The following is a 26,358-nucleotide window of genomic DNA, read 5'->3' as shown; positions in this document are numbered from 1 at the left end:
TGGCTGATGGCTGAGAAGAACTGGCAGGCTGGCAGCACGATTGTGATTGCTGTGCAGGCCGTCGTGTGCCTGGGCACGGCGATCACGCCTGCGCGCGCCTTTGCGTCGTCCGAGCAATTTGCCCCGGCGGCCTATCTCGGCGGACTCGATCCCAGCCTGGTCTGGGAAGCCCTGATCGGCGGCGTTGTCGTGTGTTCGCTCCTGGCCGCTATCGCCCTGTGGATTCATTCCGCCTTGCGCCGGGCCAAGCGATCCCAGTTGCGGCGCAACGCCTTCGTCTCCTCCGCCATGAACAATCTCAACCAGGGCGTGATGATGACGGATGCGCAGCGGCGCATCATCTTCTGCAACGACCGCTATCTCGAGATCTACGGGCTGTCGCGGTCGGATCTCTGGGCCGACATGAACGGTTATGACATCCTGGATCTGCGGCGCAAGCGCGGGGTGGTTGGCGGTGTTTCCAACGACGAGTTTTACGAGAAGGCGGCAAGCCCCAACGGCCTGATCACCGAACTGCCGGACGGGCGGGCCATTCTGGTGAAACATTTCGTCCTGCCCAACGGCGGGACGGTGACGACGCATCTCGACGTCAGCGAGCAGCGCAGGCTCTCGCGGCAGCTCGCCTCCACCAAGCAGTTCCTGGAAACGGTGCTGGACCATGTGCCGGCCTGCGTAGCGGCCAAGACCATCGAGGATGGCCGCTATATCTTCGCCAATAGCGCCTATGAGCGCTTCTGGGGCTTCTCGCGGGACTACGTCGCCGGGAAGAACGCGCGCGAGCTTTTCGCGTCCAATTCGGCAGCCAGCATCGAGGCGACCGATCGCGCCGCGCTCGCGTCGCCCGACGGCCAATATCGCAACGAGTTCGAGGTCGAACAGAGTTCGGGACGGCGCAGGGTCTCCTCGATCAGGATCGTGGTCCGCAACGAAAGCAACCAGCCTGAATTCCTGCTGCTCGTGTTCGAGGACATCACCGACCGGCAGTCGCTCTCGCAGGAGCTGGAGAGCACCAAGAAGTTCCTCGAGCTCGTGGTCGACAACATCCCGGTGGCGCTGATCGTGGAGCAGGTCAGGGACGGCCGCTATCTGCTCGCCAATCGCAGCGCGGAGACGATCCTCAACCGCAGGCGCGAGGAAGCCACCGGACTGACGGCGTCCGATATCTTCAATGCCAAGGAAGCGAAGCTGATCATCGCGCGCGACGAGGCCGCGATCAAGAAGCGCGGGATGGTCACCGAGGAGCATCCGATCTCCACAAAGGACGGCCTGCGGCTGTTCCTCACCCGCCGCGCGACCGTGCTGAGCGATGCCGGCGAGCCGCAATATCTGATCAAGACCCACGAGGACGTCACCGACCGGCGGCAGACCGAGTCGCGCATGGCGCATATGGCCTATCATGACGGCCTGACCGATCTGCCGAACCGGGCCGCTTTCCTTCAGGCGCTGACCCAGATGATCGAGGCCTGCGAGGGCACCGCCGAAGAGTTCGCCGTGCTCTGCGTCGATCTCGACGGCTTGAAGGAGGTCAACGACGTCTTCGGCCATGCGCTCGGCGACAAGCTCCTGGTCGAGGTGGCGCAGCGGCTCCAGGACGCCGCGCGCGGCGGCGTGGTGGCGCGCCTCTCCGGCGACGAGTTCGGCCTGATCATCGACGGCAAGCAGCCGGACGCGGGCCTCGCGCTGGCGCAGCAGCTTGGCGGCGCCGTCGCCCAGGAATTCCAGATCGACGGCCGCGCGGTGCGCGCCGGCCTTACCACGGGCATGTCGGTCTTCCCGCACAACGGCGCCGACGCCGCCTCGCTGCTCGCCAATGCGGGTGCCGCGCTGTTCCGCGCCAAGCAGAAATCACGCGGCACGATCGGCCTGTACCAGCCGGAGATGGACCAGCAGATCCGCGACCGGCGCGTGCTGCATCAGGATTTGTCGAAGGCAATCAAGAACGGCGAGCTGTCGCTCGCGTTCCAGCCGCAGGCCGTCGCGCGCCACAGCGTCGCCGAGAGCGAGATCATCGGTTTTGAAGCGCTCGCACGCTGGCAACATCCGGTTCGCGGCCAGGTCTCGCCGGCCGAGTTCATCCCGATCGCGGAGGAGAGCGGGCTGATCGTCGAGATGGGCGAATGGATCTTGCGCCAGGTCTGCCGCGAGGCGGCGTCGTGGCCGAAACCGCTCCAGATCGCGGTGAATTTGTCGCCCGCGCAGTTCATGCACGGCGACGTGGTCGGGCTCGTCCACTCCATCCTGCTCGAGACCGGGCTTGCCCCCGGCCGGCTTGAGCTCGAAATCACCGAGGGCGTGCTGATCGAGGATTTTGACCGCGGCCTGGGTCTGCTGCGCCGGCTGAAGGCGCTCGGGGTCCGCATCTCCATGGACGATTTCGGCAGCGGCTACTCCTCGCTGAGCTATCTCCAGGCGTTCCCGTTCGACAAGATCAAGATCGACCGCGCCTTCATCATGAATCTCGGCCGCAATCCGCAATCGGCCGCGATCGTCCGCGCCGTGATCGATCTCGGCCATGGCCTCGACATGTCGATCATCGCCGAGGGCATCGAGACCATCGACCAGCTCGCCTTCCTCGCCAAGGAGGGCTGTGACGGCGTACAGGGTTATCTGCTCGGCAAGCCCCTGCCGATCGGGCAATATGCCGGCCTGGTCGGGCGCGCTGAAACCGTGGAGCTCGCGCTCAAGACCGGCTAGTGATGAGGAGCGTCCTTTCGCTCCCTCTCGACGGTTTCATGGCGGATTACGATCTCGCGATCATCGGCGGCGGCCTCAACGGTGCCAGCCTCGCGCGCGATGCCGCGGGCCGCGGCCTGCGGGTCATCCTGATCGAGCAGGGCGATCTCGGCGGCGCGGCGTCCTCGGCGACGCCGCGGTTGATCCACGGCGATCTATCGGTGCTGGAGCGGCGCGGCTTCTGGCGCGTGCGCCGGGCGCTCAGGGAACGCCGGATCTGGCTTCGGATCGCGCCGCATCTGGTCCGGCCGATGCGTTTCGTGATCCCCGCCCATTCCGACGAACGTCCGCCCTGGCTGCTGCGTGCCGGCCTGTTCGTCTATGACAGCCTCGCCAAGCGGAGCGGTCTGCCGGCTTCGACCACGCTCGACATCACGCATCATCCGGTCGGCAATGCGCTGAAGCGTCCATTCGGCATCGCCTTCGAATATTCGGATTGCGTGGTCGACGATTCCCGCCTGGTGGTGCTCACGGCGCTGGATGCCGCTGAGCGTGGCGCCGCGATCCGGACCGGGGCACGCTGCGTGCGCGCCGACAGGACCGATATCTGGCGGCTCGCGGTGATCGATCGCGGCCACCGCCGGGTGATCACCGCGCGCGCGCTCGCCAATGCCACAGGCGGCTGGACCTCTATCGTTGCGGAGACCGTGCTGCGCCAGCCGCCGCCGTCCACGGCGGCCATGCAAATCAGCCAGATCGTCGTGCCGCGGTTGTTCGAAGCCAACAACGTCTATGCCTTCCAGAACAGCGACGGGCAGCTGATCTTCGCGAGCCCCTTCGAGCGCGACTTCACGCTGATCGGCGCGATCACGCACGCCTTTACGGGCGATCCGGCGATCGTCGCGATAGCGGGGGCCGATGTCACCTATCTCTGCGAGGCGGCGAGCCGCTATTTCCGGGAGCGTGTTGCCCCGACGGATGTCGTGCGAACGATCTCCGGCGTCAATTTGAGGCCGCCATCGGCGCCGCGGCGCGACGGGACAGCCCTGTTCGACGCGCGGCGGCGCACGGCGCCGCTGCTCACGATGTTCGGCGGCGACGTCACGACATCGCGCCTGCGCGCAGAGCGGGCGGTGACGAAGCTGACGCCGTTCTATCCGATGTCGCCCCCCTGGACCGCGGACGCTGCGCTGCCCGGCGGAGATTTTGCGTGGGATCGTTTCGAGAACGAGGTCGATCTCGCCCGCGACCGCTGGCGTTTTCTCTCGGAGGCGCAGGCCCAACGGCTCGTTGCCGCCTATGGCTCGCGATTGCCGGCGGTGCTCGGTGAAGCCAAGAGCCGCGACGATCTCGGCCCGGCCTTCGGTCCCGAGCTGACCGGTACCGAGGTGAAGTATCTCATGAGCCACGAATGGGCGCGCTTCCCGGACGATATTCTCTGGCGCCGCTCCAAACTTGGCCTGACCATGCGCGCAGCGGACCGCGACGCGTTGGCCGCGTTCATGGGGAGTGTGAACTAGACGGGATCACGCGCACCCGGCATCCCGCTGGGATCGCGAGCCCCATGACGGATAGCGTGGATGATGATCTCCCCGCTCCCTATCTCGTAGAAGATAAGGAACGGATAGGGCGTTGTGGTCAGTCGTCGGATCTCGGGATCGTCAGTCCGGAGACCGATCTCGGGATGATCGAGCAACAGGCTGATCGCGTCCTGAATGCGTTTCTGGACGCGCGCTGCTCCTTGCGGAGAGGTCGCTGCAATGTAGGTCAGGGTGGAATCGAGATCGGCCAGCGCCGGAAGTGTGTAGCGGATCTTCACAGGCCGTGTTTGGCCCAAGTCGCCCGGACTTGAGCCTCCGTGGCGAATTCGCCTCGTGAAGCCGCCTGTTTGGATGCTGCAATTGCAGACCTCTCATCATCCGAGAGAATGATAGGTGAGGCCGCTTCTGCGCCGGCGAGCTGCAACACGACCCGAGCAATGTCATCCTGCGCGTCCGAAGGCAGACTACGTGCAATTTCCAGAGCCTGGTCCAGCAACTTGGTCATCTCGCGATTATACGCCTTTTGACGACCGGCATGAAGGCCAATCTGGGGCGATCCGCCGCGAACCGGTTGAGCAAAGGCCGATCCGCCGCTAGCGTGCGGCGGCATCGGGGTTGGCGGGGAATATGGCTGGAGAGTTGCCCAGAACAGAGAGCGCGGTCGCTTCGGCCGGCGGCGACGTGCATCCGGCGGCCGACGAGCCGCTGTTGCGGATCGAGGGCGTGGCGAAGACGTTCGGTTCGTTCCGTGCCGTTGACGGCGTCACGCTCGACATCAAGGCGGGCGAGTTCTTCGCGCTGTTGGGGCCGAGCGGCTGCGGCAAGACCACGCTGCTTCGGATGCTCGCCGGCTTCGAGGCCCCGGACGAAGGGCGCATCCTGCTCGGCGGCAAGGACATCGCCCAGGCACTGCCGCATCAGCGCCCGATCAACATGATGTTCCAGAACTACGCGTTGTTTCCGCATCTCACGGTGCGTGACAACATCGCCTTTGGCCTCAAGCGCGCAGGGATGGCGCGTGCCGACATCGCCACCCGTGTGGCGGAGATGGTTGCGCTGGTGAAGCTCGAAGGCCTGGAGAAGCGCAAGCCCGACCAGCTCTCCGGCGGCCAGCGCCAGCGCGTCGCGTTGGCCCGTGCGCTGGCGCGCCGGCCGCAATTGTTGCTGCTCGACGAGCCGCTCGCAGCACTGGACAAGAAGCTGCGCGAGAGCACGCAAGGCGAACTGATGGAGCTGCAGCGCCGGCTTGGCATGACCTTCATCATCGTCACCCACGACCAGGAAGAGGCGATGACGATGGCAAGCCGGATCGGCGTGATGAACGCCGGCAAGCTCGCCCAGGTCGCATCCCCGCGCGAACTCTACGAGGCGCCGCGCTCACGCTGGATCGCGGAGTTCGTCGGCGACATCAATCTTTTCGACGGTGAATTCAAGCTGCGCGATGGCCATCGCCTGGTCATTGCGACAAGCGATGCCGGCACGCTGGTCGCGGCCGAGCCGCGCGAGCCGATCGGCGAGGCAAAATTGTCGGTCGCGATCCGGCCCGAGAAGGTCAAGCTGTCGCGCCGCGGCCCGGTGAGCGAGGCCGGTCATGAAACAGCGATCAACCGGTTGGACGGCGTGGTCGCGGACATCTGCTATCTCGGCGGCACCACCACCTACAAGGTGAAGCTCGATTCCGGCGGAATGGTGCAGGCCGCGGTGGCCAACACTGCGCGCCTCGATGTCGATGCCTATAGCGTTGACCAGCACGTCGTGGCCTGGTTCACGCCCGACGACTGCGTGGTGCTGGAACGATGAGCACCCGCCGCATCTTCGCCCGCCCGGCGCGTTTCGCTGCGATCGCGCCTTACGTCTGGATGGTGCTGTTCTTCCTGGTGCCGTTCGGCTTCGTGCTGAAGATCAGCCTGTCGCAGACCGCGATCGCGCAGCCGCCTTACGAGCCGGTGTTCGACCTGACGGCGGGATGGGCGGCGATCAAGCTGGCCTTCGCTGCGCTCGGGATCGACAATTTCAAGCTGCTCGCCTCCGACGACATCTATCTATTCGCCTATCTGCGCAGCCTCACCGTCGCCATCACGGCCACCTCACTGCTGCTGCTGATCGGCTACCCCATCGCTTACGGCATGGCGCGGTTGCCGCGGCGGTGGCAGGCGGTGGCGATGGTGCTGGTGATCGTGCCGTTCTGGACCTCGTTCCTGATCCGTATCTATGCCTGGATCAACATCCTCCAGCACGATGGCCTGCTCAATCAGGTCCTGCTGGCGCTGCATCTGGTCAGCCAACCGGTGGTGTGGTTGTCCACTGACACGGCGATGTATCTCGGCATCGTCTATTCCTACCTGCCGTTCATGATCCTGCCGCTCTACGCCACGCTTGCCAGGATGGAGCCGGTGCTGGAGGAGGCGGCCTCCGATCTCGGGGCCCCGCGGTGGCAGGTGTTCTGGCTCGTGACGTTTCCGCTCTCGCTGCCGGGTGTCGGGGCCGGCGTGCTGCTGTGCTTTATTCCGATCGTCGGCGAGTTCGTTATTCCCGACCTGCTTGCCGGCTCCAACTCGCTGATGATCGGCCAGACGTTATGGCTTGAATTCTTCACCAACAAGGATTGGCCGGTCGCCTCCGCGGCGGCAATCGTGCTGCTCGTGGTGCTGCTGTTGCCCCTTCTGCTCTACGAGCGGCTGCAGCGGCGGCAGCTGGAGGAGCGCTGAGATGCAAAACCTCTCTCGCCTGTCCCGCTTCAATATCGCCTCTCTGGCGCTGGGGCTGGCGTTTCTCTATCTGCCGATCGTCATTCTCGTCATCTATTCCTTTAACGCCTCGCGGTTGGTGACGGTGTGGGGCGGCTGGTCGCTGCGCTGGTATCACGAGTTCTTCAACGACCGCGCCATGATCGAGGCCTCCTGGATGAGCCTGCGGGTCGCGGTCTCTTCGGCAAGCATCGCGACCCTGCTCGGCACGCTGGCTGCGGTGGCGCTGTCGCGCGGCGAGCGCTTCCGCGGTCGCACGCTGTTCTCGGGCATGCTCTATGCGCCGCTGGTGATGCCGGAGGTCATTTCCGGACTGTCGCTGCTGCTGCTGTTCGTGGCGCTGAACGCCGAGCGCGGCTTCTGGACGGTGACGATCGCCCACACCACGCTGACGATGTGTTTCGTCGCGGTGGTCGTGCAATCCCGCCTCGGTTCGCTCGACCGGTCGTTGGAGGAAGCGGCGATGGACCTCGGCTGCGATCCGGTCCGCGCCTTCCTGTCGGTGACACTGCCGCTGATCGCCCCCGCTATCGTCGCCGGATGGATGCTGGCCTTCACGCTGTCGCTCGACGATCTCGTGATCGCAAGCTTTACTACCGGGCCCGGCTCGGCGACGTTGCCGATCCGGATCTATTCGGAGGTGCGGCTTGGTGTGAAGCCCGAGATCAACGCGATCTGCACGCTGGTGATCGGCCTGATCGCGTTGGTCATCGTCATCGCCTCGCTTGCCTCGAAACTATCGAGTTCGCGGGGCGAGAGCGCAGCACCGCTCTAGTGAGGGACTTGTCATGATCTTCGCCTATCAGATCCTGATCCACACCCCGCTCTGGGTCTGGATCCTGCTCGCCTATCTGGTCTGGCAGGGCATCCAGTCGATGCAGCCGCGCAAGGTGCCGATCTGGCGCGCGCTGATTCTGCCAGTCGTCTTCATCGCCTGGGGTCTTTCGCGGCTCGGTTTTGGGCACCAGGACGGCCAATGGCCGCTCGTCGCGTGGATCGGGGCGGCGCTCGTGCTGTTTCCAATCGGCGTGCTGACGCCGCGTCCGTTCGACGTCGATCACAAGACGGGAGAGATCATCCGTCCGGGCAGCGTGTTCGGCCTGATCCGCAATCTGGTTGTGTTCGCCCTGCAGTACACGGTCAGTGTCATCTCGGCGATCGACGCCGGCGATCGTGTACTTGCGATCATCGTCGGCCGCGCCATTTCGGGCGCGACCGCCGGCTACTTCATCGGCTCGGCGGTTGCGCTCCTGCTCGCCTATCGCAGGAAGCGCGCAGCCGATAGTTGAAGGTTGGGCATGGTCTATTCGGAAAACCGCTTCACAGTTTTCCGGACCATGCGTCAGGACTTCACCGCACCCGCTGTCAGCCCGCCCACCATGTAGCGGCGGAAGGCGTAGTAGATCGCGGCTGGGGGCAGCGCGTAGATGAACCCGGTCGTCATCAACAGCTCCCACGGCGAATCGTCGGCGGCGAGGAAGTTGCCGAGTGCGACGGGAAGCGTGATGTCCTGGTCGTTCGACAGCAGCAGGAAGGCGTAGAGATATTCGTTCCAGGCGAGCAGCACCGCGTAGGTGCCGATCGCGACCAGCGAGGGCATCATCAGCGGCAGATAGACCAGGCGGAAGATCTGCAGCGTGGTGGCGCCGTCCATGACCGCGGCCTCGTCGAGCTCGACCGGCAGCTTGTCCGAGGCCTGCTTCAGCACCCAGATCGCGTAGGGCGATGCGATCGTCACCATGGCCAGGATCAGCGCCCAGTGGTTGTTGAGCAGACCGTAATTGCCCATGGTGCGGTACATCGGCACGGCAAGGAATGCCGCGGGGATGAAATAGGTGAACAGCGCCAGGTTCATCACGATGCGCCCGCCGGGCACGCGCAGCCGCGAGATCGAGAACGCCGCCGCGGTGGCGATCAACAATGTCAGCGCGCCGACCGCGGCCGCGATCACCAGCGAATTCCAGAACTGCACGTAGAAGTCGCGCAGGAAGTAGTGCTGCTGCTTGAACACGATCTCGAAATTATGCAGCGTCGGATGGTCCGGCCACAGCTTGCCCGAGAACGCGTCCTCCTTGGGCGAGATCGCGAACAGGAACATGTGGTAGATCGGGATCATCGTCCAGATGAAGACGGGAATGCCGATCAGCAGCAACCGCGCTTCGGTCGCGACTTCACGCAAGGTAGGGAGCTTCATCGCGACAACCGTTTCATCATGAAGTACATCAGCGGCAGGACGAACGGTATCGCGCAGACGATGGAGGCCATCGCGAGCGAGAGCTCGTCGAGCCGGAGATAGCGGATGCCGAGGGTCGACAGCACGTGGGTGAGGTCGGCCGGGCCGCCGCCGGTGAGCAGGTAGACGCTGTTGAAGTCGCCGAGCGTCCAGATCATCGAGAGCAGCGTGCAGGTGATGTAGAGCGTCTGCAGCGACGGCCAGGTGATATAGCGGAATTTCTGCCACCAGCTCGCGCCGTCGACTTCGGCGGCTTCGAATAGATCATGCGCGATCGCAAGCCGGCCGGTCATCAGGATCAGTGTCCAGAACGGCAGCGACTTCCAGATGTGCACGCCAATCGCCATGGTCAGCGCGACCGTCGGGTCGTTCAGCCAGTTCGGGCCGTCGTTGCCGGTTAAAGAGAAGATGAGATGGTTGATCACGCCCCATTCGGGATTGAGCATGAATCGCACCGACAGGATGGTCGGGATCGACGGCACCGCCCACGGCAGGATGAAGATCACCGAGAGCCATCTGATCCAGGTGCGCTGCTGCGCGAAGAAGCCGGACAGGAACAGCGCGATCAGCATCTTGATGTTGATGCCGATGACCAGGAAAATCAGCGTGTTGACCGCGGCGCGCGCGAAGATCGGATCGTTGTAGAGCGCCACATAGTTCGACGGAGCGCGCGCCAGCCAGAGCCCGTAGCAGACGGGATAGACGACGAAGGCAAGGAAGACGAGCAGATAGGGTACGACCAGCACGATCCCCCAGACCTGCGCCGGGGTCAGCCGCGACGACAGAGGCGGCGCGGGACGTGCCTGATCGCTGGAGAGCGTAATCGCCATACTTTCGAACTCTTCAAACGAGTGCCGGCCGCGAATGCGGCCGGCGTTGTTTTAACACCTCTCCCCACCACGTGGGGAGAGGCAAGGATGGTTTAGCCCGCGACCTGCTTGATGCGGGCGATCAGTTCGTCCACGGCCTTGTCGACCGGAACCTTCTCGCTCACGACCCGGTTCATCGCCTTGGCCCACACGTTCTCGTTGTTGAGGATGGTGAACTTCCAGTTCTTGGTGAAGTCGAACGGCGCGGTGCCGCCGGTGAACTGAGCGTAAACCGCCTTGCGATGCCTGTCGGCCTGCCAGAACGGGCTCTCCTGGCTCGCCTTGGTCACCGGGAACCAGCGGCCGAGCGCACCCTCGATATAGGGACGGACGTTCTCTTCCTGAAGCAGGAAGCTGATGAACTGCTTGGCCTCCGGCTTGTTCTTGGCCGCGGTGAAGATCAGCCCGGTCTTGACGTCGGAGCGATAGCGGATGGTCGAACCGTCGGGTGCCTTCGGGAACGACGCGGTGATGATGTCCTCGCCATAAGCCTTCCTGCCGGCTTCGCGCTGCTCAGGCGTGAGCGCCTGATTCTGCGAGTCCTCGTACCATTTCGCCGCGATCGAGATCGTGAAATTGTGGGTCATCACGATCGTCTTGTTGTGGAAGGCGACGTTGTTGTCGGGATCCTTCCAGGTCGTCGAGGAGGGCGGCGTGCAGCCCTTGATATAGGTGTCGGTGTAGTCCTTCATCGCCTTGATCAGGCCGTCGCGGACCTTGGGATCGTCCACCGTGAGCTTGCCGTTGTCGTCGACCAGCTTGACGTGGTAGGCGTCCATGAAGGTGTAGAAAGATTGGAAGGAGTCGGTGGATTCCACGCCCATCGGCTGCCCGACCGCATAGATCCGCTGGCCGGTGGCCTTGCGGATCGCCGGCTGGACCTTGTCGCACCAGAAGGTCCAGTAGCCTTCCCAATCGTTCGGGATGTCGCTCTGCTTGAAGCCGGCCTTTTCCAGCATGTCTTTCCATATCTGGACGTGCATGCTCTGCTGCTTCAGCGGGAAGCCGTAATAGGCCTTCTTCTTGGCGACGTCGTTATAGAGCTTCGAGGCCTCCAGCGTGTTCGGCGCGAACCTGTCCTGGATCGGCTCCATGACGTCAGTGAGGTCCTCGAGCTTGCCCTCATAGGCCCATTTGCCCTGCGCCTGAACGTCGTAAGTGTCGGAATAGGCGACGTCGGGCACGGTTCCGGCATCGAGCGCCGCCACCGTTTTCGGAATCATGTCCTGGATCGCGTACTGCGACAATTCGACCTTGATGCCGGTCTTTGCTTCGAACTTCTTGATCGTATCGAGCAGCGCGTCGTCTTCGGACCGGTAGAAGCCCTTGCCCCACCAGACCGTAATCGTCTTTTGCTGCGCAAATGCGGGTGCAGCGGCTGCAAACAGCCCCACCGCAGCGACCGCCAGTGTAACCGCGCCAATAACCTTGGATTTCACGTTTTTCTCCCTCAAGCCGCCGGTGTTTTAACCGGTCGGATAAAACACTAGCCCATGGTCGCTATCCGATCTAGCGGCATGTTGTCAGACATAGGTCGTGGGGGCGCGGGCGCGAGGAGATGCTTAACGCGCGCATCGATGCAATCGCCGCATCAATTCGCCCGGATCATTTCGCGCGATTGGGCCGCCGTCGTCAGTTCGACTTGGCGTTTCCCTTGGCATTCTCCGCCGTCGGCGATTCGGCCGGTGCTGGACGTTTTCCGGTGCCGGTGATGCGCTCGATCGCGGAGCGCACGGCATCGCCCGCCTTGCGGTCCTTCAGCATGTCGAGCAGGGGAGCCGAGGCCGGCGAGCGGCGGATCAGGCTTTCCGGATCGGGGAAGATCAAGGGATCGTCCCAGGGGCCCTGCACCACGAACGGCAATTCGAAGCCGGACGCGGTGTTGAGGCTCGCCACGCCCTTCATGTCGTATTCGCGCGTCGGCACCGACGCGGTGCCGGTCATCGTGATCTTGGCCGCGGGGCCTTCGATGCGGATGTCCTCGGCGGTCGCGATGCCGTCGGCGAATTTCACCGCGACGGTGAGATTGTCGTAAGGCGTCGAGCCGTTGCGGAAATTGCCGCCGCCCGACAGCGGCCGGCGCTCCAGCCGTTTCAGCAGTTGCTCGGCATTGAAGCCGGCGATCGCGCCGTCGTGCCCGGTCACGCTGGCGCTGCCGTCGAGCGACTGCACGAGGCCGAACGGGCTCGAGCCGGAGGCGACGAGGGAGACGCTGATATTGCCGCGGCCGGACAGCTTGTTGATCCCGAACAGCTCCGAGGTGCAGGCCTGCAGGTCGACGTCGGTGAACTGGAATTGCGCCTTGACGTCCGCGACGGTGTCGGTGCGTGCGATCCCGAACGAGCCTTTGGCAATGCCGCCATAGACCTGTGCCTCGCCGACCGACAGCGCCAGCGTGCCGTTGCGCAGATTGGCGCCGATCGCGGTGCGGCCGAGTTTCGAGGGTCCGACCGTGAGCCGCGCCGCCGACAGGCGCATGTCGAGATCGGTGGTCGACAGGGCATTGAGATCGAACAATTGCCTGTTCCAGTCACGCGCGCCGCTCGCGAGCAGGCGGAAGGTCGAGATGTAAGGGGTGAAGTCGAGCGCGTCGGCGGCGAGCGTCGCCTGCAGCGTCTGCCGACCGTTATTGGCGTAGGTCATCACGCCCTCGGCGGTGTTGCCGTCGAGCTCGACATTGACGTTGGTGAGCGCGATCGAGGCGCCTACCACATTGGCGCGCGCCTTCAGCGCAAAGCGGCCGAAGCCGCCGCTGCCGGGTTGCGGCTGGCCGGTCCAGCGCAGCGCGTTGCGCAAGGACGGGCTGTCGATGGTGAGCGTGCCTTCCATCATCGGGCTGGTGCGGTTGGCGACGCTGCCGTCGAAGGCGAGCTTGAGCGGGGCGCTGGTAACCCGCGCCTTCAGCCCGGAGCGATCGCCGGAGAGGGCCGCGACGAAATCGGCAAAGCTGATCGAGCCGTCGACGCGCTCGCCGCGCCAGTCGAACTGTCCGGTCGCGGCAAAGGAGCGCGAGATCGAGGGCCAGGCCAGCGACAGGTCGATGTCGTCGAGCTGCTCGGTGGCATGCGTGGCCGCGTCTTCATAATTGAGCACGCCGTCCTGGATCCTGATCTCGGAGAACGAGACCTGGTTCTCGGCCCCCGGCTTCATCGTGCGCGCAATAGTCTGGATGAAGGGCGTCCAGTTGCTCTCGCCGTCCGGCTTGAGGCTGACATGGATCTGCGGGCGCAGCATCGTCAGGTCCGCGATCTCGAAGCGTTGTAGCAGCAGCGGCAGCAGCCGCAGATTGGCCGTGAGCACGTCGACATGGAGCGCAGGATCGCTGGTGCCGCCGCCCTTCAGCCCGACATCGTGGAACGAGATGTAACTTGCGGGAAGAATCGAAATGTCGATCGCGCCTGCGACGGTGAGCTCGAGTCCGGTGACGTTGCGGATCTGGGTTTCCACCGCCTTGCGCAAGGCGTCGCGGTTGATCAGCCAGGAGGTCGCGATCAGGGCGATCAGCACGACACCGAGCAGCGCCGCGATCGGCGTCCCGAGGCGCTTTATTCCTTGGGCCATGGTCAATGGCATGTCCTGATCGGGTTGGTCGCGGGAGCCAGAAGGGCGGGCGGGAAACCTGCGCGCCCCACGCCCAAGTCCTGTTGTGTTAAGTCCCGCAACTTGATGGGTTTTCTTGTCGCTTTCAAGGCCGCCGACGGTTCTGCCCACGGCGTGGGCAGCTTGTATCACTCGCCCGCGGACCGGAGAACCCCGTATCATTGACGGCTTCGGACGATTTCGCCTAATAATCGCCGCCAACAAGGCGCGACGCCAGCCGCAGGTTTAAGTCGAGGGTTTTTGCATGAACAAGGTCTATCCCGACGCCAAATCGGCGCTCGAGGGCGTTCTCAAGGACGGCATGATGATCATGTCGGGTGGCTTCGGCCTCTGCGGCATCGCCGAGACGCTCTCGGACGCGATCCGCGATTCCGGCGTGAAGGGCCTGACCGTGGTCTCCAACAATGCCGGCGTCGACGGCATCGGCCTCAGCCGTCTGCTGGAAACCCGCCAGATCAAGAAGATGATCTCGTCCTATGTCGGCGAGAACAAGCTGTTCGCCCAGCAATTCCTCGCCGGTGAGCTGGAACTCGAATTCAATCCGCAGGGCACGCTGGCCGAGCGCATCCGCGCCGGCGGCGCCGGGATCCCCGCCTTCTACACCAAGACCGGTGTCGGCACGCTGATCGCTGAAGGCAAGGAAGTGAAGGAATTCGACGGCGAGAAATATCTGATGGAGCGCGGCCTGTTCGCCGACCTCGCCATCGTGCACGCCTGGAAGGGCGATACCGCCGGCAACCTGATCTACCGCAAGACCGCGCGCAACTTCAACCCGATGATGGCGACCGCCGCCAAGGTCACGGTGGCCGAGGTCGAGCATCTGGTTCCGGCCGGTGAACTCAATCCCGACCACATCCATACGCCCGGCATTTTCGTCAAGCGCATCGTCGAGGTCGGAACGGCCCAGAAGCGCATCGAATTCCGCAACACCCGCCCGCGCACGGCAGCTTGAGATCAGGAGAACCACATGGCCTGGACCCGTGAACAGATGGCCGCGCGCGCTGCGAAGGAATTGCGCGACGGCTATTACGTCAATCTCGGCATCGGCATCCCGACGCTGGTCTCGAACTACATCCCGGACGGAGTCGACGTCAGCCTCCAGAGCGAGAACGGCATGCTCGGCATGGGGCCGTTCCCCTATGAGGGAGAAGAAGACGCCGACCTGATCAACGCCGGCAAGCAGACCGTGAGCGAGCTGCCGTCGACCTCGTATTTCTCCAGCGCGGATTCCTTCGGGATGATCCGCGGCGGCCACATGGACCTGTCGATCCTCGGTGCCATGCAGGTCGCCCAGAACGGCGATCTCGCCAACTGGATGATCCCCGGCAAGATGGTCAAGGGCATGGGCGGTGCGATGGACCTCGTCGCCGGCGTCAAGCGCGTCGTCGTGGTGATGGAGCATTCGGCCAAGGACGGCCCGAAGCTCCTGAAGCAATGCAACCTGCCGCTGACCGGCGAGCGCGTCGTCGACATGATCGTCACCGATCTCGCGGTCTTCACCATCGACAAGCACGGCGACGGCGGCATGGCCCTGATCGAGCTCGCCGACGGCGTCTCGCTCGACGAGGTCAAGGCCAAGACCGAAGCCGAATTCCGCGTGGCGCTGAAGAATACGTAAGGGGTCTTCGTGGTGGAGGCGCGCATGACGATAAGGTCAGCGCGTCCCGAAGACGCAGAGTTCATCGTACAAACCATCCTGTCGGGGCAGCGCGGCTATCGGTCGCGCGGCTGGTTCGACGTCGCGCTCGGCTGGCCTGAGGCTGAGTGCCGCGATTTCATCGCACGCATCGCCGTCGCGCGCGTGGTGTCGATGTGGCACGTCTCGCAATTCCTGGTCGCCGAGATCGATGGCAAGCCTGCGGCGGCATTGTGCGCGCTGCCGGCGGCCGGCACGGGACCTGCGGCCTGGCGCGCAATCGAGGAGGTCGCAGCAACGACCGGGCTTGCAGCATCAGAGCTGGACGCGATCCGCCGGCGCGGCATGTACACGCGCGGCTGCTGGGTTCAGGGCGGCGAGGGCGACTGGATGATCGAGCATGTCGCCACCGATCCTGCTCATCGCGGCCGCGGCCTGGTCCAGGCGCTGATCGCCCGAGCGCTGGAGAAGGGGCGGGCGGCCGGCTTTGCCCGCGCGACGATATCGTTTCTGATCGGGAACGAGCCCGCCGAGCGCGCCTATGCCAAGGCCGGTTTTGCCTTCGCCGAAGAGAAGCGTGATCCCGCCTTCGAAGCGATCATCGGCGCACCCGGCTTCCGAATGTTTGCGCGCGCGATTTGAGCGGCCCGCGGGAGCGGTGACAGTTGAGCGCCGCGCGCGTGCCTCAATCTCGTCATTGCGAGGAGCCCTTGCGACGAAGCAATCCAGGCTGTCCCCACGGATACATTTCTGGATTGCTTCCGCCTTCGCCAAGGCTTCGGCGGACAAGTCGCTGCGCTCGCAATGTCGGCCTATGAGGCGCGGCCGCGGCTCCTCGCATCCGCGTGCCAAGACTCACTACGACCTCGCCCACACCTTGCTCCACCGCGCCGACACGCTCGCCACCCATGAGGGCTCTTCCCGAACCAGGCGGAAGCCGAGATTGGCGGGCGGCACGCCTTGCGCGCAGCCGCCGGCGCGGGCGTCGCGGATGAAATCGGTGACGTAGGCGCGATGCGCACCTTCGGCGATGCGCACACCGCAGTTCACGGTCGGGCGGCCGGCATTGCCGGCGTCGTCGACGCGCGAGCGCACGAAGCAGGTCGAGGTCCATTCCCAGACATTGCCGGCGAAATCTTCGATGCCATGCTCGTTCACGCCGAACTTGCCGAACGGATAGGCCGTGGTGTCGGAGAGGTCGCGTTCGGATTCGCGTTCATAGCGGCTGATCCAGCCCTTTGCGGGATCGCTGGCGTCGACTGGTAATCCGTCGTCCTTGAACCTGCTCCCGGCCGCAAAGGCCCACTCCGTGTCACTCGGCAGGCGATAGTGCTGTCCGGTCTTGCGTGACAGCCAGTCCGCATAGGCCTGCGCATCATTCCAGTTCACTTGCACCGCGGGTCGGTCGGGCGCGACCACCACGTCGCGATCGAGCGCGCGGCAGACGCCATCCTGCACGCAGAGCTGAAAGTCGGATGACGAAACCTGATGCCGCATGATGTGAAGTGGGCGGTTGAACCGCATCGCGCGCAGCGGAGCTTCGGCCTGCTGTCCGGAGCGCGTGAAATCGCCGGCCTCACGGTAGGAGAAATCGCCCGGCGCGATCTCGATGATGGCGGGTTCGGTCGCGCTGCCGTGGATCGCCACGTCCGACACCAGCGGTGCGACCGCAAATGGTCCTGCTAACCCGGCCGCACAGGCCAGTGCCAGCTTCAGCTTGAATGCGATCAGCATGGTCGCCCCCTGAAAGAGAAGGGCCGGGATCCCCGGCCCCTCGTCGCGTTTTAGTTGGTGTTGGCGGCCGGTATCTCCGCGGGCGCCTTCACCTGGGTCATCAGATCGTCGTTCCAGGTGCCCTCGACCTTGAAGTGCGCGGTGGCGCCGAGATCCGCAGCCTCGATCAGATTATGCGTGACATAGGCGTAGATGCCGGGTTGCAGGAACTTGTACATCGCCGCCCCCGCCGAGCCGCCGCGGATGAACCAGGTCTCGAGCCCGGTCTCCGGCGCGTTGGAGAATTTCCCGGTCTCCCAGACGTAGTCGCCATGGCCGCCGATCAGATGCGGACGGCTGTCGCGGTTGGCCTGCGAATGCACGATCAGGACGGTCTCGCCGACCTTGGCCGTCAGTGCGTTCTTGCCCGTTAGCGCGCCGACCTTGCCGTTGAACACGACGTGCGAGGGGATCAGCTTCTTCATCACCTCTTCGGTATCGGTGAAGGCCTCGCCCGGCGAATCATAGGACTTGAAATTGCCCTTCTCGTCGCGCGGCACGTACATGTCCTGCTCGCCGATATAGTACACCTTGTCGTATTTCAGCGCGTGGCCCTTGCCGTCGTTGAGACCCTCGCGCGGCAACACCATCACGGCGCCGTTCATGCCGGAGACGACGTGCCAGGGGATCATCGGGCCGCCCGGCGCGCAGTGGTAGACGAACACGCCGGTCCGCGTCGCCTTCCAGCGCAGCACGACTTCTTCGCCGGGATTGACCAGGGTGAGCTCGGCGCCGCCGAGCCCGCCGGTCGCGGCGTGGAAGTCGATATTGTGCGGCATGGAGTTGGTCGCCGGGTTGACCAGCGTCACCTCGACATAGTCACCCTCGTGCACGACCATCAGCGGGCCCGGCATCGAGCCGTTGAAGGTCATGGCCTGGAAGGTCGTGCCCTTCTCGTCGATGACGACCTTCTTCTCCTGCACGGTGAGCTTGAACTCCATGATCTTCGGCCCCTGCGTCGTGGCCTGCTCATGCGCGTGCACGAACGGCGGGGCGACCAGCTCGACCTTCTGCCGCGGCAGCTTGAGATCACCGGCGGCGAAGGCGGGTGTCGCCAGCATGAGGGCGGTCGCGGCGGCACTGATCAATGCGGCTCTGCGGGTGAACATCGGAAGCATCCTTCATCTGAAATGGTTTTGATGACGAGATGCAGTGTGCGCCGTCCCCCGCAACAGGGTTTGCGCTGCGACAAACTTTCGCCGGATTGGCCTCGGTGAAAATACTTAAGAGATATTACCGATCGGCACCGGCGGCACTAGAGCAGCTTTATGGCAAGCCAGACCGTGGCCCAGACGGCCAGCGACACCGCGGCAAAAACCGCGGCTGCAATGACGAGGGCGCACACCACGCGGCCGGCCGGGGCCGAGGGTGTCGCGGGGATAGGACGAAAATCGTCGAAGCGCGGGATTTGGCCGCGCACGCCGGTGAGCCGGAGAAGGAGATCGAGCGCTAACGGCGCCATCGGGGGCAGCTCCAGGGGCATTTGGCTGAAGCCTATCATGGCTCGAATCCGGCGCGGGGACTTTGAGCGAGCGCAAGGCCGCCGCCACAAATCCGCGTTAGGTGAATCCGTTCCGGGACACGCCGCGACCGTGCGCGGCCCGAATTTACAAATGGTAAGACATGAGGATTGATCTCGCGGCGAGCTATGGCGAGGAGCGTCTGCCCCGCTACACCAGCTATCCGACCGCGCCGCACTTCTCGCCGGCGATCGGTGCGGATACCTACGCGGAGTGGCTGGCCGAGCTTCCGGCCGGCACCACCGCGTCACTTTATCTGCACGTGCCGTTCTGTCGCGAGATGTGCTGGTATTGCGGCTGCCACACCCAGATCGTCCGCCGCGACGACCTCGTCGCGGCCTATCAGCGGACCTTGCGCAGCGAGATCGCGCGAGTGGCGGACACCATCGGCCGCCGCATCAAGGTCGAGCATATTCATTTCGGCGGAGGTACGCCGACGATCATGACCCCGGAGGCGTTCTCCGAGTTGATGGCGGCGATGCGCGAGGCATTCTTCGTGCTGCCGTCGACGGAGATCGCGGTCGAGATCGATCCGCGAACTCTGACGGCCGGGATGGTGGAGGCCATGCGGCTCTCCGGCGTCAACCGTACGAGCTTGGGCGTCCAGACTTTCGATCCGGTCGTGCAGCGTGCGATCAACCGGGTGCAGAGCTTCGAGCAGACGGCCGAGGTCGTCGACAGGCTCAGGAGTGCCGGGATCGAGGGCGTCAATTTTGACCTGATCTACGGACTGCCGCACCAGACCGTGGTCTCCTGCCTCGATACCGTGCAGCGCGCGCTTATGCTCGCGCCGGACCGCTTCTCGGTGTTCGGCTATGCGCATGTGCCCGCTTTCAAGAAGCACCAGCGCATGATCGACGAGGCCGTCCTGCCCGACGGCCCCGCGCGTCACGACCAGGCCTGCGCGATCGCCGACGCGCTGAAACAAGCAGGCTACGTGCAGATCGGGCTCGACCATTTCGCCCGGCCCGGCGATGCGATGGCCGTGGCCTTCGCGGAGCGGACGCTGCGGCGCAATTTCCAGGGCTACACCACCGATCAAAGCGAGGTCCTGCTCGGGTTCGGCGCCAGCGCGATCGGCCATCTGCCGCAGGGTTATGTCCAGAACGAGGTGCAGATCGGATCCTATGCCGAGAACATTGCCGCCGGCCGGCTGGCGACTGCAAAGGGCTATGGGCTCACCGACGACGACCGGCTGCGCGCCGACATCATCGAGCGCATCATGTGCGAGTTCGGCGTCGATCTCGGCGAGATCTGCGCGCGCCATCGCGCAGAGGCAGGGGCGATGCTGAGATCGGCGTCGCGTTTGAAGCCGTTGATCGCGGACGGTGTCGTCAGTCTTGACGGCGACCGGCTCGCAATCGCAACCGACTCGCGCTTCCTGGTGCGCAGCGTCGCCGCCGCCTTCGATGCACATCTGGATCCCGGCAAACAGCTGCATAGCCGGGCGGTGTAGATCTCTCCGTCATTCCGGGGCGCGCCTCTTGGCGCGAACCCGGAATCCATTTCTCCACGTCATCCGCCGCACGATGGATTTCGGGCTCGCGCTTCGCGCGTCCCGGAATGACGAGCTTGCTTGCGCTCCAACAAAGAAACCGCCGCCACCTCCGCTATCGTCGCTTCGGAACGGAGTTGCCCATGCCTTTTGGATCCGACGACCTGGTCGATGACATCATGCGCACGGCGCCGCACACGATCCGGGTGTTTCTCGCGTTCAGGATGGCCTGCATCGGCTGTCCGATCGCGACCTTCCACACGGTGGACGACGCCTGCCGCGAGCACGGCATCGATCGCGACAAGTTCCTCGCGGCGCTGTGCGATTGCGTGCCGGCGTAAGGCGGGTTGGAACTCGCGCCGGGCGCGCGGATTCGCGGGTGAGGGAGAGCTTGCGCCGTAAGCGGAAGCGCTCTCACCCCATCCTCACGATGCGCTGTCGGGATTCCGCTCCGCCAGCACGACAATCCCGTGCGGATCGCGCAGGATGATGCGCTGCCGGCCGCTCTCGACGAGACCTTGGCTCTCCCAGCCGCTCAGGATGCGGCTCACGGTGTGCAGCGTGGTGCCGGTCATCTGCGCGATATCCTGGCGGCTGATCGGAAAGTCGATCTCGATGCCCTGATCGAGCTTCTTGCCGGACTGCTTGGCGAGGCGCAGCAGCGCATGCGCGACGCGCTGCTCGACCTGCTGCGTCGACATTTCAAGGATGCGGGTGTGGCTCTCCTGAAGCCGCGTGCCGACGGCCTGCATCGTATTGGCGGCAAGCGCCGGAAAGCGTTCGAGCAGTCGCGGCCAGGCGGCGGTCGGCCAGATCAGGGCGACGCTGTCGTCGACCGCGGTCGCGGTTGCCGGGTATTGCGCGAGCCCGATCGCCATGGCGAGCCCGAAGGTTTCGCCGGGAGCGACATAGCGCACTACGATCTGCTCGCCCGTCGGCGTGGTCTTGGCCGCGCGGACATGGCCGTGCAGCAGCAGAAAGAACGACTGTGCATCCGCACCCTGTTCGAAGATGGTGCTGTGCCTGGGGTAACGCGCTGAATGCGCCTCGCGCAGGACCTCCTTGAGATCGTCGGGCTTAATCCCCGCGAACAGCGGCAAATGCGCCACCAACGACGTGTCCACCTTGGCCATTCTGTCTCCTTGGCGCTCGGGAGTGTGATGGCATCTGCAATCGTCCGGGTGTTTGCGATAGCGCAAATCCCTCCGGCCCGACGGCAGTATTTTTCCATGCAACGATCTGATCTCCAGGAGTGCCCCATGGCCAGTGCCCGATCCCGCAACTTTGAGGGCTGGCCGCTGTTTGCGAACAGCTTTCGGCCGTTCTTCCTGCTCGCTGCAATCCAGGCCGGGCTGTCGATCCTGGCCTGGCTGCCGATGTTCTACGGCGAATTGTCGGTGACCTCAGCCTTCGCGCCGCGCGACTGGCATGTCCACGAGATGCTCTATGGCTTCCTGCCGGCGGTGATCACGGGGTTCCTGTTCACGGCGATCCCGAACTGGACCGGCCGGCTGCCGATCCAGGGCAACTCGCTGGTGGCGCTGGTGGTGGTCTGGCTCGCCGGACGCGCCGCGGTGATCCTCTCCGCCGATCTCGGCTGGGCCTTTGCGCTTGCGGTCGATGCCGCGTTCCTGGCGCTGGTCGTCGCCGCCGCAACCCGCGAGATCATGGCGGGCGGCAACTGGCGCAATCTGCCCGTCGTGGTGCTCGTGCTCGTGCTGCTCGCCGGCAATGTCGGCTTCCATCTCGAAGCGCACTTTGAAGGTGCCGCCGATGCCAGCATCCGCGTCGGGATCGGCGTGGTCGTGCTGCTGATCGCGCTGATCGGCGGCCGCATCATCCCGAGCTTCACCCGCAACTGGCTTGTCAAGTTCAATCCCGGCCGCCTGCCGGTGCCGTTCGGGCGGTTTGACGGCGCGGTGATCGGCTTGACTGCACTCGCGCTCATCACCTGGATCGTGGCGCCGCTGAACACGTTGACCGGTGCGGCGATGGCGCTTGTCGGTGCGCTGCACCTGGTGCGTTTTTCGCGCTGGGCCGGCGACCGCACGGCGCGCGAACGCCTGCTGCTGATCCTGCATGTCGGTTATGCCTTTGTGCCGCTCGGCTTCCTCCTGCATGCCTTGGCTGTCTTTGGCGTGCTGCCGCCGAGCGCCGGCATTCATGCCTGGATGACAGGCGCGGCCGGAACCATGACGCTCGCGGTGATGACACGTGCGAGCCTTGGCCATACCGGACAGGCGCTGACCGCCTCGCCCGCGACGCAAGCCATCTACGCCGCGATCATTATCGCTGCGCTGACACGCGTTGCGGCCGTGGTGTTGCCGGCGCATGTCGATGCACTGCTGCACATCGCAGCCTGTGGCTGGGTCGTCGCCTTCCTCGGCTTCGCCATTGCGTTCGGCCCGCTGCTCGCCGGCAGCGAGCGGCGCACGCTCGCCACGATGGGCGTACCCGCCCCGGCGCGCTGAGCCTAGGCCGCCGTGGCCGAAGGCGCACGGGCAGGCTTCGCCAGCGGCCGCACGCCCTTGCGCCATGCCGAGATGGTGCAGCCGAATCGGCCGCGGAACCATCGCGCCATGGCGCTCTGCGCAGAGAAGCCGAGCTGCATGGCGATATCAGCCAATGGCCGATCGGGGTCTTCGATCAGCCGGATCACCAGATCGCCGCGCTGCGCGTCGAGAATGGCCGAGAAGCTGATGCCTGCCTCGGCGAGGTGACGGTGGATGGTGCGGCGGGTACAGGCGAAATGCTCCGCGACGCGCTCGACCGTGCAGTCGCCGGTCGCGAGCAGGCTACGCACGACTTCGTCGACCTTTTCTTCCCAGCTTGCCGGTCGTGTCTCGATCGCCTCGATCCGCTTGCGCAGATAGCTCGCGATCATCGGATGCGCGCTTGGGATCCGCCGCTCCATGTCGTGCGCCGACAACAGGATCGCGTCGTCCTCGGCGTTGAAGATCACACGGCAGCCGAAGAACTCGCGGTAGCGCCTGCGGTCGTGCGGCGGCGGGTAGTGCAGGTGCACCTCCTGCGGCCGCCAATCGCTGCCGAACAGCGACTGGATGATGCGGTGGACGCTGCCCAGGGTCATGTCGATCGATTGGCGCCGCGCGGTCGGCTGCCGGCCGCGCAGATGCAGCCTGACGGTCACGGTCTGCCTGTCGCGCGCAACGTCAAGCCGCATGCCGTCATGGTGGACATGGATGAAGTGCGAGAACGCCTCGATCGCCTCGCCGACCGTGGCCTGTTCGCGCACGATCAGGCCGACCCCGCCAAAGTTGGTCAGCCCGCCGCGCTCGGCGAGCCGCAAGCCGAAATCTTCGGCACCGGACGCCTCGGCCGACAATTCGAGCAGGCGACGCAGGCCCGTGACGGCGATGGGGGTATCGGGCCGGTCGAGGCAGGCCAGCGGCAGCCTGACCCTGCGCATCATCTGTCTGGGATCGAGCCCGACCGACCGGGCGACCTCCGGGTAATAGCTCAAACCCGCGCTGCGAATGAGGTCGGCCATGCGAACCGTTCCTGCCAGCCATTCCCGCCGATGTCCCGAAATGTAAAGTTTCTGTCCCGATCCGTCAAATCCGGGAACCGGCTGGAACATACATAAAGGAAACCGAAGCACGGGCGTGAATGCCGTGCTGATGACGGCGCGGCTGGGCGACGAGGCCCGCTTCCGTCTCGGGCCATTTTGACCAAGACATTGCTGGATAAATTTATGCCGGGAAACATGCTTTCCAAGGGTGAGGTATTCGTCGTTGACACTGACGCCGCCTCCCGCGAACAACTTTCAATCGCGCTTCAACACAGCGCCTATGACGTGATCTGCTTTGCCGACAGCGCATCGCTGCTGTCGGAAGCAAAGGCGCGGATGCCGGCCTGCGTGCTGCTGGACATGCCGCCCGATCGCTCCGCTCTCGACCTGCTCAAGCAGCTGCGCGAGGAAAACTGCCTGGCGCCGGTCCTGGTGACCTCGGCCAACGGCAGCATCGCGATGGCCGTCGACGCCATCAAGAGCGGCGCGACCGACTTCATCGAAAAGCCGTTCCGTACCCATGACATCGTCGACCGGATTGACGCTGCGATCGACGAGTTCGCCCAGCCCGATGAGTACCGGCATCGCTGGCTTGCCGGCTGCGAGCCGCTGACCCGGCGCGAAGGTGACGTGCTCGAACATCTCGCTGCTGGCCTGACCAACAAGGAGATCGCGCGACGGATGCATCTGAGCGCGCGCACGGTCGAGGGTTATCGCGCCAGTGTCCTGAAGAAGGCCGGCGCCCGCAATGTGACCGATCTGCTCCGCCGCATCTTCGTCCAGGGTTCGCCCTCACAGGTTTGAGGCGCGGCTTCTAAGGGCGCGACTTCCAGAGGCTCCGCCGCGGGACGACCACGCGTTCCGCAGCCTTGGTGCCGCCGCAGCCCCGCCCAACCGAAACCCCAATCGAACCGGTTCCTTCCCCGCCGCGTCTCACCACGATGGTGAGGCGTGTTTCGCGCGTCCGGCTGGCGGCGCGGCGATATCGGCACGGAGGAATTTGATGCGCACGATCACAAATTGTCTGGCAACGACGAGCCTGGTCCTGGTGACCACCGCGTTCGCGTTGCCGTCATGGGCTGCCGATGTCGATGCCACATCGGCCATCGACACGGTCACTGTCTACCCTGATGGCGCGACCGTGACCCGAATCATTGCGCTGGATCTTGCCGCCGGTGACAGCACGCTGGTCGCCAGGGATTTTCCGCTCTCGCTCGATCCGTCGTCCCTCCGCGTCGAAGGCGAAGCGGGCGCCAAGCTCACCATCGGCACGATCGATGCGCGGCCGCCGCGCGCGGCGCAGCCCGTCAATCTGCCCGAGCTCGACAAGCGCATCGAAGAGCTGAAGGATCAGCGCGCCGATCTGCAAGGCGCGATCGATTCGGCCGCCGCGCGGCGCAAATTCGCGCAGCATTTCGCCGAGGCCTCTCCCGCGGGCCTGGGCGACAAGGGCGAGGCGCGGCCGATCACCGAATGGCGCGCGGCCTTTGCCGCGGTGGCCGAGGAGATCGCGACCGCCGACACCGCGATCCGCGACGCCACACGAAAGCAGCGCGAGATCGATCGGCAGATCGCGCAGCTCGAAACCGAACGCTCGGCCAAGCCGCCGAGCAAGCTCGAGGTGCGGATCGACGTTGCCTCCGCGGCGGCGACCAAGGCGACACTGCGCGTGACCTATGCGGTGCGCAATGCGCGCTGGATGCCGCTCTATGACGCCCGGCTCGACACCGGCGCCAAGGACCGCAAGCCGCAGCTTGAGCTTGTCCGCCGCGCGGAGGTCACGCAATCGACCGGCGAGGATTGGTCAAATGTGACGCTCGGCGTCTCTACGGTTCGCATCGGCCGTGGCGGCAGCGCCCCGGAGCTGAACTCGCTGGTGGCGCAATATCCGCAAGTGCCGAAGCCACGGGTGCTGGGGTCAATCTCCGAGACGGCGACGCCTGCGGCTCCGATGCAGCGAAAGGTGGAATCCGCGTATCAGAGCAGGTCCCGGGAAGAGGTCAACCTAGACCAGCGCGCCGACGAGCAGCAGGCCGTCGCCGAAATCGGTGACTTCCAGGCCACCTTCAAGATCTCCGGCCGCGTCAGCCTCGGTGCCGCCCAGGGCGCCAAGGCCTTGCGCATCGCGTCGATGACCGTGCCTGCCGATCTCATGGTGCGCGCAGCTCCCGTAATGGACCCGACCGCGTTCCTCGAAGCCAGCTTCAAGCAGACCGACGACACGACGCTGCTGCCGGGTAAGGTCGCGATTTATCGCGACGGCGTCTTCGTCGGCCGCGGCAAGATCTCGGCGTCGGCCAAGGACGATATCGTGCGGCTCGGCTTCGGCGCCGACGACAAGGTCAGAATCGAACGCGCCGTGCTCAAGCGCAACGAAGGTTCGGCCGGCTTGCTCGTCACGACCTCGAAGACCGACGAGCGTTCCTTCAAGACGACGATCCGCAACGGCCATGATTTCCCGATTCATGTCGCGATCGAGGACCAGTTGCCGGTCAGCGAGAACGAGGACATCCTTGTCGAGATGCTGCCTTCCACCACGCCGCCGACGGCGAGCAATATCCGCGACAAGCGCGGCGTGCTGGAGTGGTCGTTCGACGCCAAGCCCGGCGAGGTCAAGGACATCAATTTCGCCTGGCGCGTCCGCTGGCCCAAGGACAAGACCATGGTGATCGTGCCGGCCGGCTAAGCGGGGTCTTCACCTCGCCCCGCTTGCGGCAGGGCAATCGCATGTGGAGCCGA

Annotated in this window: 25 protein-coding genes; 14 read left to right on the top strand and 11 right to left on the bottom strand. The window is 64.9% G+C overall.

Annotated elements, in window-relative coordinates:
• The first annotated feature begins 6 nt into the window (after positions 1-6).
• Both AC0L2O_RS17470 and AC0L2O_RS17465 read left to right on the top strand, forming a co-directional pair.
• Entirely contained in the window at positions 7-2,694 is a 2,688-nt protein-coding gene (locus tag AC0L2O_RS17470; RefSeq protein WP_473370572.1) for a sensor domain-containing protein, read from the top strand.
• Between the two features lie 38 nt (positions 2,695-2,732).
• Complete coding sequence (locus AC0L2O_RS17465; RefSeq protein ID WP_473370571.1) at positions 2,733-4,193, top strand: glycerol-3-phosphate dehydrogenase; 1,461 nt, start codon at positions 2,733-2,735, stop codon at positions 4,191-4,193.
• Here AC0L2O_RS17465 and AC0L2O_RS17460 read toward each other — a convergent pair.
• On the bottom strand, positions 4,190-4,492 hold the full coding sequence (locus tag AC0L2O_RS17460; protein ID WP_473370570.1) for a type II toxin-antitoxin system RelE/ParE family toxin: 303 nt from the start codon (positions 4,490-4,492) through the stop codon (positions 4,190-4,192). The genes AC0L2O_RS17465 and AC0L2O_RS17460 overlap by 4 nt on opposite strands.
• Positions 4,489-4,719, bottom strand: a complete 231-nt coding sequence (locus tag AC0L2O_RS17455) for a hypothetical protein (RefSeq protein ID WP_473370569.1) — start codon at positions 4,717-4,719, stop codon at positions 4,489-4,491. The genes AC0L2O_RS17460 and AC0L2O_RS17455 overlap by 4 nt, the downstream gene beginning before the upstream one ends.
• 122 nt (positions 4,720-4,841) lie before the next feature.
• Here AC0L2O_RS17455 and AC0L2O_RS17450 point away from each other — a divergent pair, with 122 nt between their 5' ends.
• The 4 genes from AC0L2O_RS17450 to AC0L2O_RS17435 are packed head-to-tail and all read left to right on the top strand — an operon-like array spanning position 4,842 to position 8,250.
• Positions 4,842-6,014, top strand: a complete 1,173-nt coding sequence (locus AC0L2O_RS17450) for an ABC transporter ATP-binding protein (protein ID WP_473370568.1) — start codon at positions 4,842-4,844, stop codon at positions 6,012-6,014.
• Positions 6,011-6,922 carry an ABC transporter permease gene (locus AC0L2O_RS17445; protein ID WP_473370567.1) on the top strand — a complete coding sequence of 304 codons (912 nt, stop codon included), beginning with the start codon at positions 6,011-6,013 and terminating at the stop codon, positions 6,920-6,922. Before AC0L2O_RS17450 ends, AC0L2O_RS17445 begins: the two co-directional genes overlap by 4 nt.
• A gap of 1 nt (position 6,923) precedes the next feature.
• Positions 6,924-7,736, top strand: coding sequence for an ABC transporter permease (locus AC0L2O_RS17440; protein ID WP_473370566.1), 813 nt, complete (start codon positions 6,924-6,926; stop codon positions 7,734-7,736).
• Positions 7,737-7,749: 13 nt separating this feature from the next.
• The gene (locus AC0L2O_RS17435; RefSeq protein WP_473370565.1) at positions 7,750-8,250 is read left to right on the top strand and encodes a DUF6622 family protein; all 501 of its coding nucleotides are present in this window, start codon (positions 7,750-7,752) and stop codon (positions 8,248-8,250) included.
• A 53-nt stretch (positions 8,251-8,303) separates the two neighbouring features.
• On the opposite strand, the gene AC0L2O_RS17430 is transcribed toward AC0L2O_RS17435, so the two are convergent.
• The 4 genes from AC0L2O_RS17430 to AC0L2O_RS17415 form a co-directional block, all read right to left on the bottom strand.
• Positions 8,304-9,155, bottom strand: a complete 852-nt coding sequence (locus AC0L2O_RS17430) for a carbohydrate ABC transporter permease (RefSeq protein ID WP_369721469.1) — start codon at positions 9,153-9,155, stop codon at positions 8,304-8,306.
• Positions 9,152-10,024 carry a carbohydrate ABC transporter permease gene (locus AC0L2O_RS17425; RefSeq protein ID WP_473370564.1) on the bottom strand — a complete coding sequence of 291 codons (873 nt, stop codon included), beginning with the start codon at positions 10,022-10,024 and terminating at the stop codon, positions 9,152-9,154. The genes AC0L2O_RS17430 and AC0L2O_RS17425 overlap by 4 nt, the downstream gene beginning before the upstream one ends.
• 92 nt (positions 10,025-10,116) lie before the next feature.
• Positions 10,117-11,502 carry an ABC transporter substrate-binding protein gene (locus tag AC0L2O_RS17420; protein ID WP_369721471.1) on the bottom strand — a complete coding sequence of 462 codons (1,386 nt, stop codon included), beginning with the start codon at positions 11,500-11,502 and terminating at the stop codon, positions 10,117-10,119.
• Positions 11,503-11,695: 193 nt separating this feature from the next.
• Entirely contained in the window at positions 11,696-13,624 is a 1,929-nt protein-coding gene (locus AC0L2O_RS17415) for an AsmA family protein (RefSeq protein WP_473370563.1), read from the bottom strand.
• A 283-nt stretch (positions 13,625-13,907) separates the two neighbouring features.
• Between AC0L2O_RS17415 and AC0L2O_RS17410 the strand changes: the two genes are divergently transcribed.
• Genes AC0L2O_RS17410 through AC0L2O_RS17400 form a run of 3 tightly spaced genes read left to right on the top strand, consistent with a single transcriptional unit; the run spans position 13,908 to position 15,941 of the window.
• Complete coding sequence (locus tag AC0L2O_RS17410; RefSeq protein WP_473357769.1) at positions 13,908-14,615, top strand: CoA transferase subunit A; 708 nt, start codon at positions 13,908-13,910, stop codon at positions 14,613-14,615.
• Between the two features lie 15 nt (positions 14,616-14,630).
• Complete coding sequence (locus AC0L2O_RS17405) at positions 14,631-15,281, top strand: CoA transferase subunit B (protein WP_473370562.1); 651 nt, start codon at positions 14,631-14,633, stop codon at positions 15,279-15,281.
• Positions 15,282-15,305: 24 nt separating this feature from the next.
• Positions 15,306-15,941: a GNAT family N-acetyltransferase gene (locus AC0L2O_RS17400; RefSeq protein WP_473370561.1), complete on the top strand. Its 636-nt coding sequence runs from the start codon at positions 15,306-15,308 to the stop codon at positions 15,939-15,941.
• 216 nt (positions 15,942-16,157) lie between these two features.
• Here AC0L2O_RS17400 and AC0L2O_RS17395 read toward each other — a convergent pair whose 3' ends face one another.
• The 3 genes from AC0L2O_RS17395 to AC0L2O_RS17385 all read right to left on the bottom strand — a co-directional run bounded on the left by AC0L2O_RS17395 (position 16,158) and on the right by AC0L2O_RS17385 (position 18,534).
• Entirely contained in the window at positions 16,158-17,033 is an 876-nt protein-coding gene (locus AC0L2O_RS17395; protein WP_473370560.1) for an SUMF1/EgtB/PvdO family nonheme iron enzyme, read from the bottom strand.
• Positions 17,034-17,083: 50 nt separating this feature from the next.
• Entirely contained in the window at positions 17,084-18,181 is a 1,098-nt protein-coding gene (gene nirK, locus AC0L2O_RS17390; RefSeq protein ID WP_473370559.1) for a copper-containing nitrite reductase, read from the bottom strand.
• Between the two features lie 146 nt (positions 18,182-18,327).
• Complete coding sequence (locus AC0L2O_RS17385; protein WP_473370558.1) at positions 18,328-18,534, bottom strand: hypothetical protein; 207 nt, start codon at positions 18,532-18,534, stop codon at positions 18,328-18,330.
• 161 nt (positions 18,535-18,695) lie between these two features.
• Between AC0L2O_RS17385 and hemN the strand changes: the two genes are divergently transcribed.
• The gene (gene hemN, locus AC0L2O_RS17380; protein ID WP_473370557.1) at positions 18,696-20,048 is read left to right on the top strand and encodes an oxygen-independent coproporphyrinogen III oxidase; all 1,353 of its coding nucleotides are present in this window, start codon (positions 18,696-18,698) and stop codon (positions 20,046-20,048) included.
• A gap of 182 nt (positions 20,049-20,230) precedes the next feature.
• A complete protein-coding gene (locus AC0L2O_RS17375; protein WP_409192114.1) occupies positions 20,231-20,428 on the top strand; it encodes a DUF1858 domain-containing protein in 198 nt (65 codons plus the stop codon).
• An 84-nt stretch (positions 20,429-20,512) separates the two neighbouring features.
• On the opposite strand, the gene AC0L2O_RS17370 is transcribed toward AC0L2O_RS17375, so the two are convergent.
• On the bottom strand, positions 20,513-21,220 hold the full coding sequence (locus AC0L2O_RS17370) for a Crp/Fnr family transcriptional regulator (RefSeq protein ID WP_473370556.1): 708 nt from the start codon (positions 21,218-21,220) through the stop codon (positions 20,513-20,515).
• 126 nt (positions 21,221-21,346) lie between these two features.
• Between AC0L2O_RS17370 and AC0L2O_RS17365 the strand changes: the two genes are divergently transcribed.
• Positions 21,347-22,558 carry an NnrS family protein gene (locus AC0L2O_RS17365; RefSeq protein WP_473370555.1) on the top strand — a complete coding sequence of 404 codons (1,212 nt, stop codon included), beginning with the start codon at positions 21,347-21,349 and terminating at the stop codon, positions 22,556-22,558.
• A 2-nt stretch (positions 22,559-22,560) separates the two neighbouring features.
• On the opposite strand, the gene AC0L2O_RS17360 is transcribed toward AC0L2O_RS17365, so the two are convergent.
• Entirely contained in the window at positions 22,561-23,598 is a 1,038-nt protein-coding gene (locus tag AC0L2O_RS17360) for an AraC family transcriptional regulator (RefSeq protein WP_409192117.1), read from the bottom strand.
• 204 nt (positions 23,599-23,802) lie between these two features.
• Between AC0L2O_RS17360 and AC0L2O_RS17355 the strand changes: the two genes are divergently transcribed.
• Positions 23,803-24,423, top strand: a complete 621-nt coding sequence (locus AC0L2O_RS17355; protein ID WP_473370554.1) for a response regulator transcription factor — start codon at positions 23,803-23,805, stop codon at positions 24,421-24,423.
• Positions 24,424-24,622: 199 nt separating this feature from the next.
• Positions 24,623-26,305, top strand: a complete 1,683-nt coding sequence (locus AC0L2O_RS17350; RefSeq protein ID WP_473370553.1) for a mucoidy inhibitor MuiA family protein — start codon at positions 24,623-24,625, stop codon at positions 26,303-26,305.
• Positions 26,306-26,358 lie beyond the last annotated feature (53 nt).

The sequence above is a fragment of the Bradyrhizobium sp. Kon10 genome (genome assembly GCF_055807395.1).
Note: the sequence above shows the minus strand (reverse complement) of the source record. Positions and strands in the feature narration are given on the sequence as shown.

What these genes read in the sequence shown, in the direction of transcription:
- AC0L2O_RS17470 (WP_473370572.1), top strand. Translation starts at nt 7, where the DNA reads ATGGCTGAGAAGAACTGGCAGGCTGGCAGCACGATTGTGATTGCTGTG.
- AC0L2O_RS17465 (WP_473370571.1), top strand. Translation starts at nt 2,733, where the DNA reads ATGGCGGATTACGATCTCGCGATCATCGGCGGCGGCCTCAACGGTGCC.
- AC0L2O_RS17455 (WP_473370569.1), bottom strand. Translation starts at nt 4,719, where the DNA reads ATGACCAAGTTGCTGGACCAGGCTCTGGAAATTGCACGTAGTCTGCCT.
- AC0L2O_RS17450 (WP_473370568.1), top strand. Translation starts at nt 4,842, where the DNA reads ATGGCTGGAGAGTTGCCCAGAACAGAGAGCGCGGTCGCTTCGGCCGGC.
- AC0L2O_RS17445 (WP_473370567.1), top strand. Translation starts at nt 6,011, where the DNA reads ATGAGCACCCGCCGCATCTTCGCCCGCCCGGCGCGTTTCGCTGCGATC.
- AC0L2O_RS17440 (WP_473370566.1), top strand. Translation starts at nt 6,924, where the DNA reads ATGCAAAACCTCTCTCGCCTGTCCCGCTTCAATATCGCCTCTCTGGCG.
- AC0L2O_RS17435 (WP_473370565.1), top strand. Translation starts at nt 7,750, where the DNA reads ATGATCTTCGCCTATCAGATCCTGATCCACACCCCGCTCTGGGTCTGG.
- AC0L2O_RS17430 (WP_369721469.1), bottom strand. Translation starts at nt 9,155, where the DNA reads ATGAAGCTCCCTACCTTGCGTGAAGTCGCGACCGAAGCGCGGTTGCTG.
- AC0L2O_RS17425 (WP_473370564.1), bottom strand. Translation starts at nt 10,024, where the DNA reads ATGGCGATTACGCTCTCCAGCGATCAGGCACGTCCCGCGCCGCCTCTG.
- AC0L2O_RS17415 (WP_473370563.1), bottom strand. Translation starts at nt 13,624, where the DNA reads ATGGCCCAAGGAATAAAGCGCCTCGGGACGCCGATCGCGGCGCTGCTC.
- AC0L2O_RS17410 (WP_473357769.1), top strand. Translation starts at nt 13,908, where the DNA reads ATGAACAAGGTCTATCCCGACGCCAAATCGGCGCTCGAGGGCGTTCTC.
- AC0L2O_RS17405 (WP_473370562.1), top strand. Translation starts at nt 14,631, where the DNA reads ATGGCCTGGACCCGTGAACAGATGGCCGCGCGCGCTGCGAAGGAATTG.
- AC0L2O_RS17400 (WP_473370561.1), top strand. Translation starts at nt 15,306, where the DNA reads ATGACGATAAGGTCAGCGCGTCCCGAAGACGCAGAGTTCATCGTACAA.
- AC0L2O_RS17395 (WP_473370560.1), bottom strand. Translation starts at nt 17,033, where the DNA reads ATGCTGATCGCATTCAAGCTGAAGCTGGCACTGGCCTGTGCGGCCGGG.
- nirK (WP_473370559.1), bottom strand. Translation starts at nt 18,181, where the DNA reads ATGTTCACCCGCAGAGCCGCATTGATCAGTGCCGCCGCGACCGCCCTC.
- AC0L2O_RS17385 (WP_473370558.1), bottom strand. Translation starts at nt 18,534, where the DNA reads ATGGCGCCGTTAGCGCTCGATCTCCTTCTCCGGCTCACCGGCGTGCGC.
- hemN (WP_473370557.1), top strand. Translation starts at nt 18,696, where the DNA reads ATGAGGATTGATCTCGCGGCGAGCTATGGCGAGGAGCGTCTGCCCCGC.
- AC0L2O_RS17375 (WP_409192114.1), top strand. Translation starts at nt 20,231, where the DNA reads ATGCCTTTTGGATCCGACGACCTGGTCGATGACATCATGCGCACGGCG.
- AC0L2O_RS17370 (WP_473370556.1), bottom strand. Translation starts at nt 21,220, where the DNA reads ATGGCCAAGGTGGACACGTCGTTGGTGGCGCATTTGCCGCTGTTCGCG.
- AC0L2O_RS17365 (WP_473370555.1), top strand. Translation starts at nt 21,347, where the DNA reads ATGGCCAGTGCCCGATCCCGCAACTTTGAGGGCTGGCCGCTGTTTGCG.
- AC0L2O_RS17360 (WP_409192117.1), bottom strand. Translation starts at nt 23,598, where the DNA reads ATGGCCGACCTCATTCGCAGCGCGGGTTTGAGCTATTACCCGGAGGTC.
- AC0L2O_RS17355 (WP_473370554.1), top strand. Translation starts at nt 23,803, where the DNA reads ATGCCGGGAAACATGCTTTCCAAGGGTGAGGTATTCGTCGTTGACACT.
- AC0L2O_RS17350 (WP_473370553.1), top strand. Translation starts at nt 24,623, where the DNA reads ATGCGCACGATCACAAATTGTCTGGCAACGACGAGCCTGGTCCTGGTG.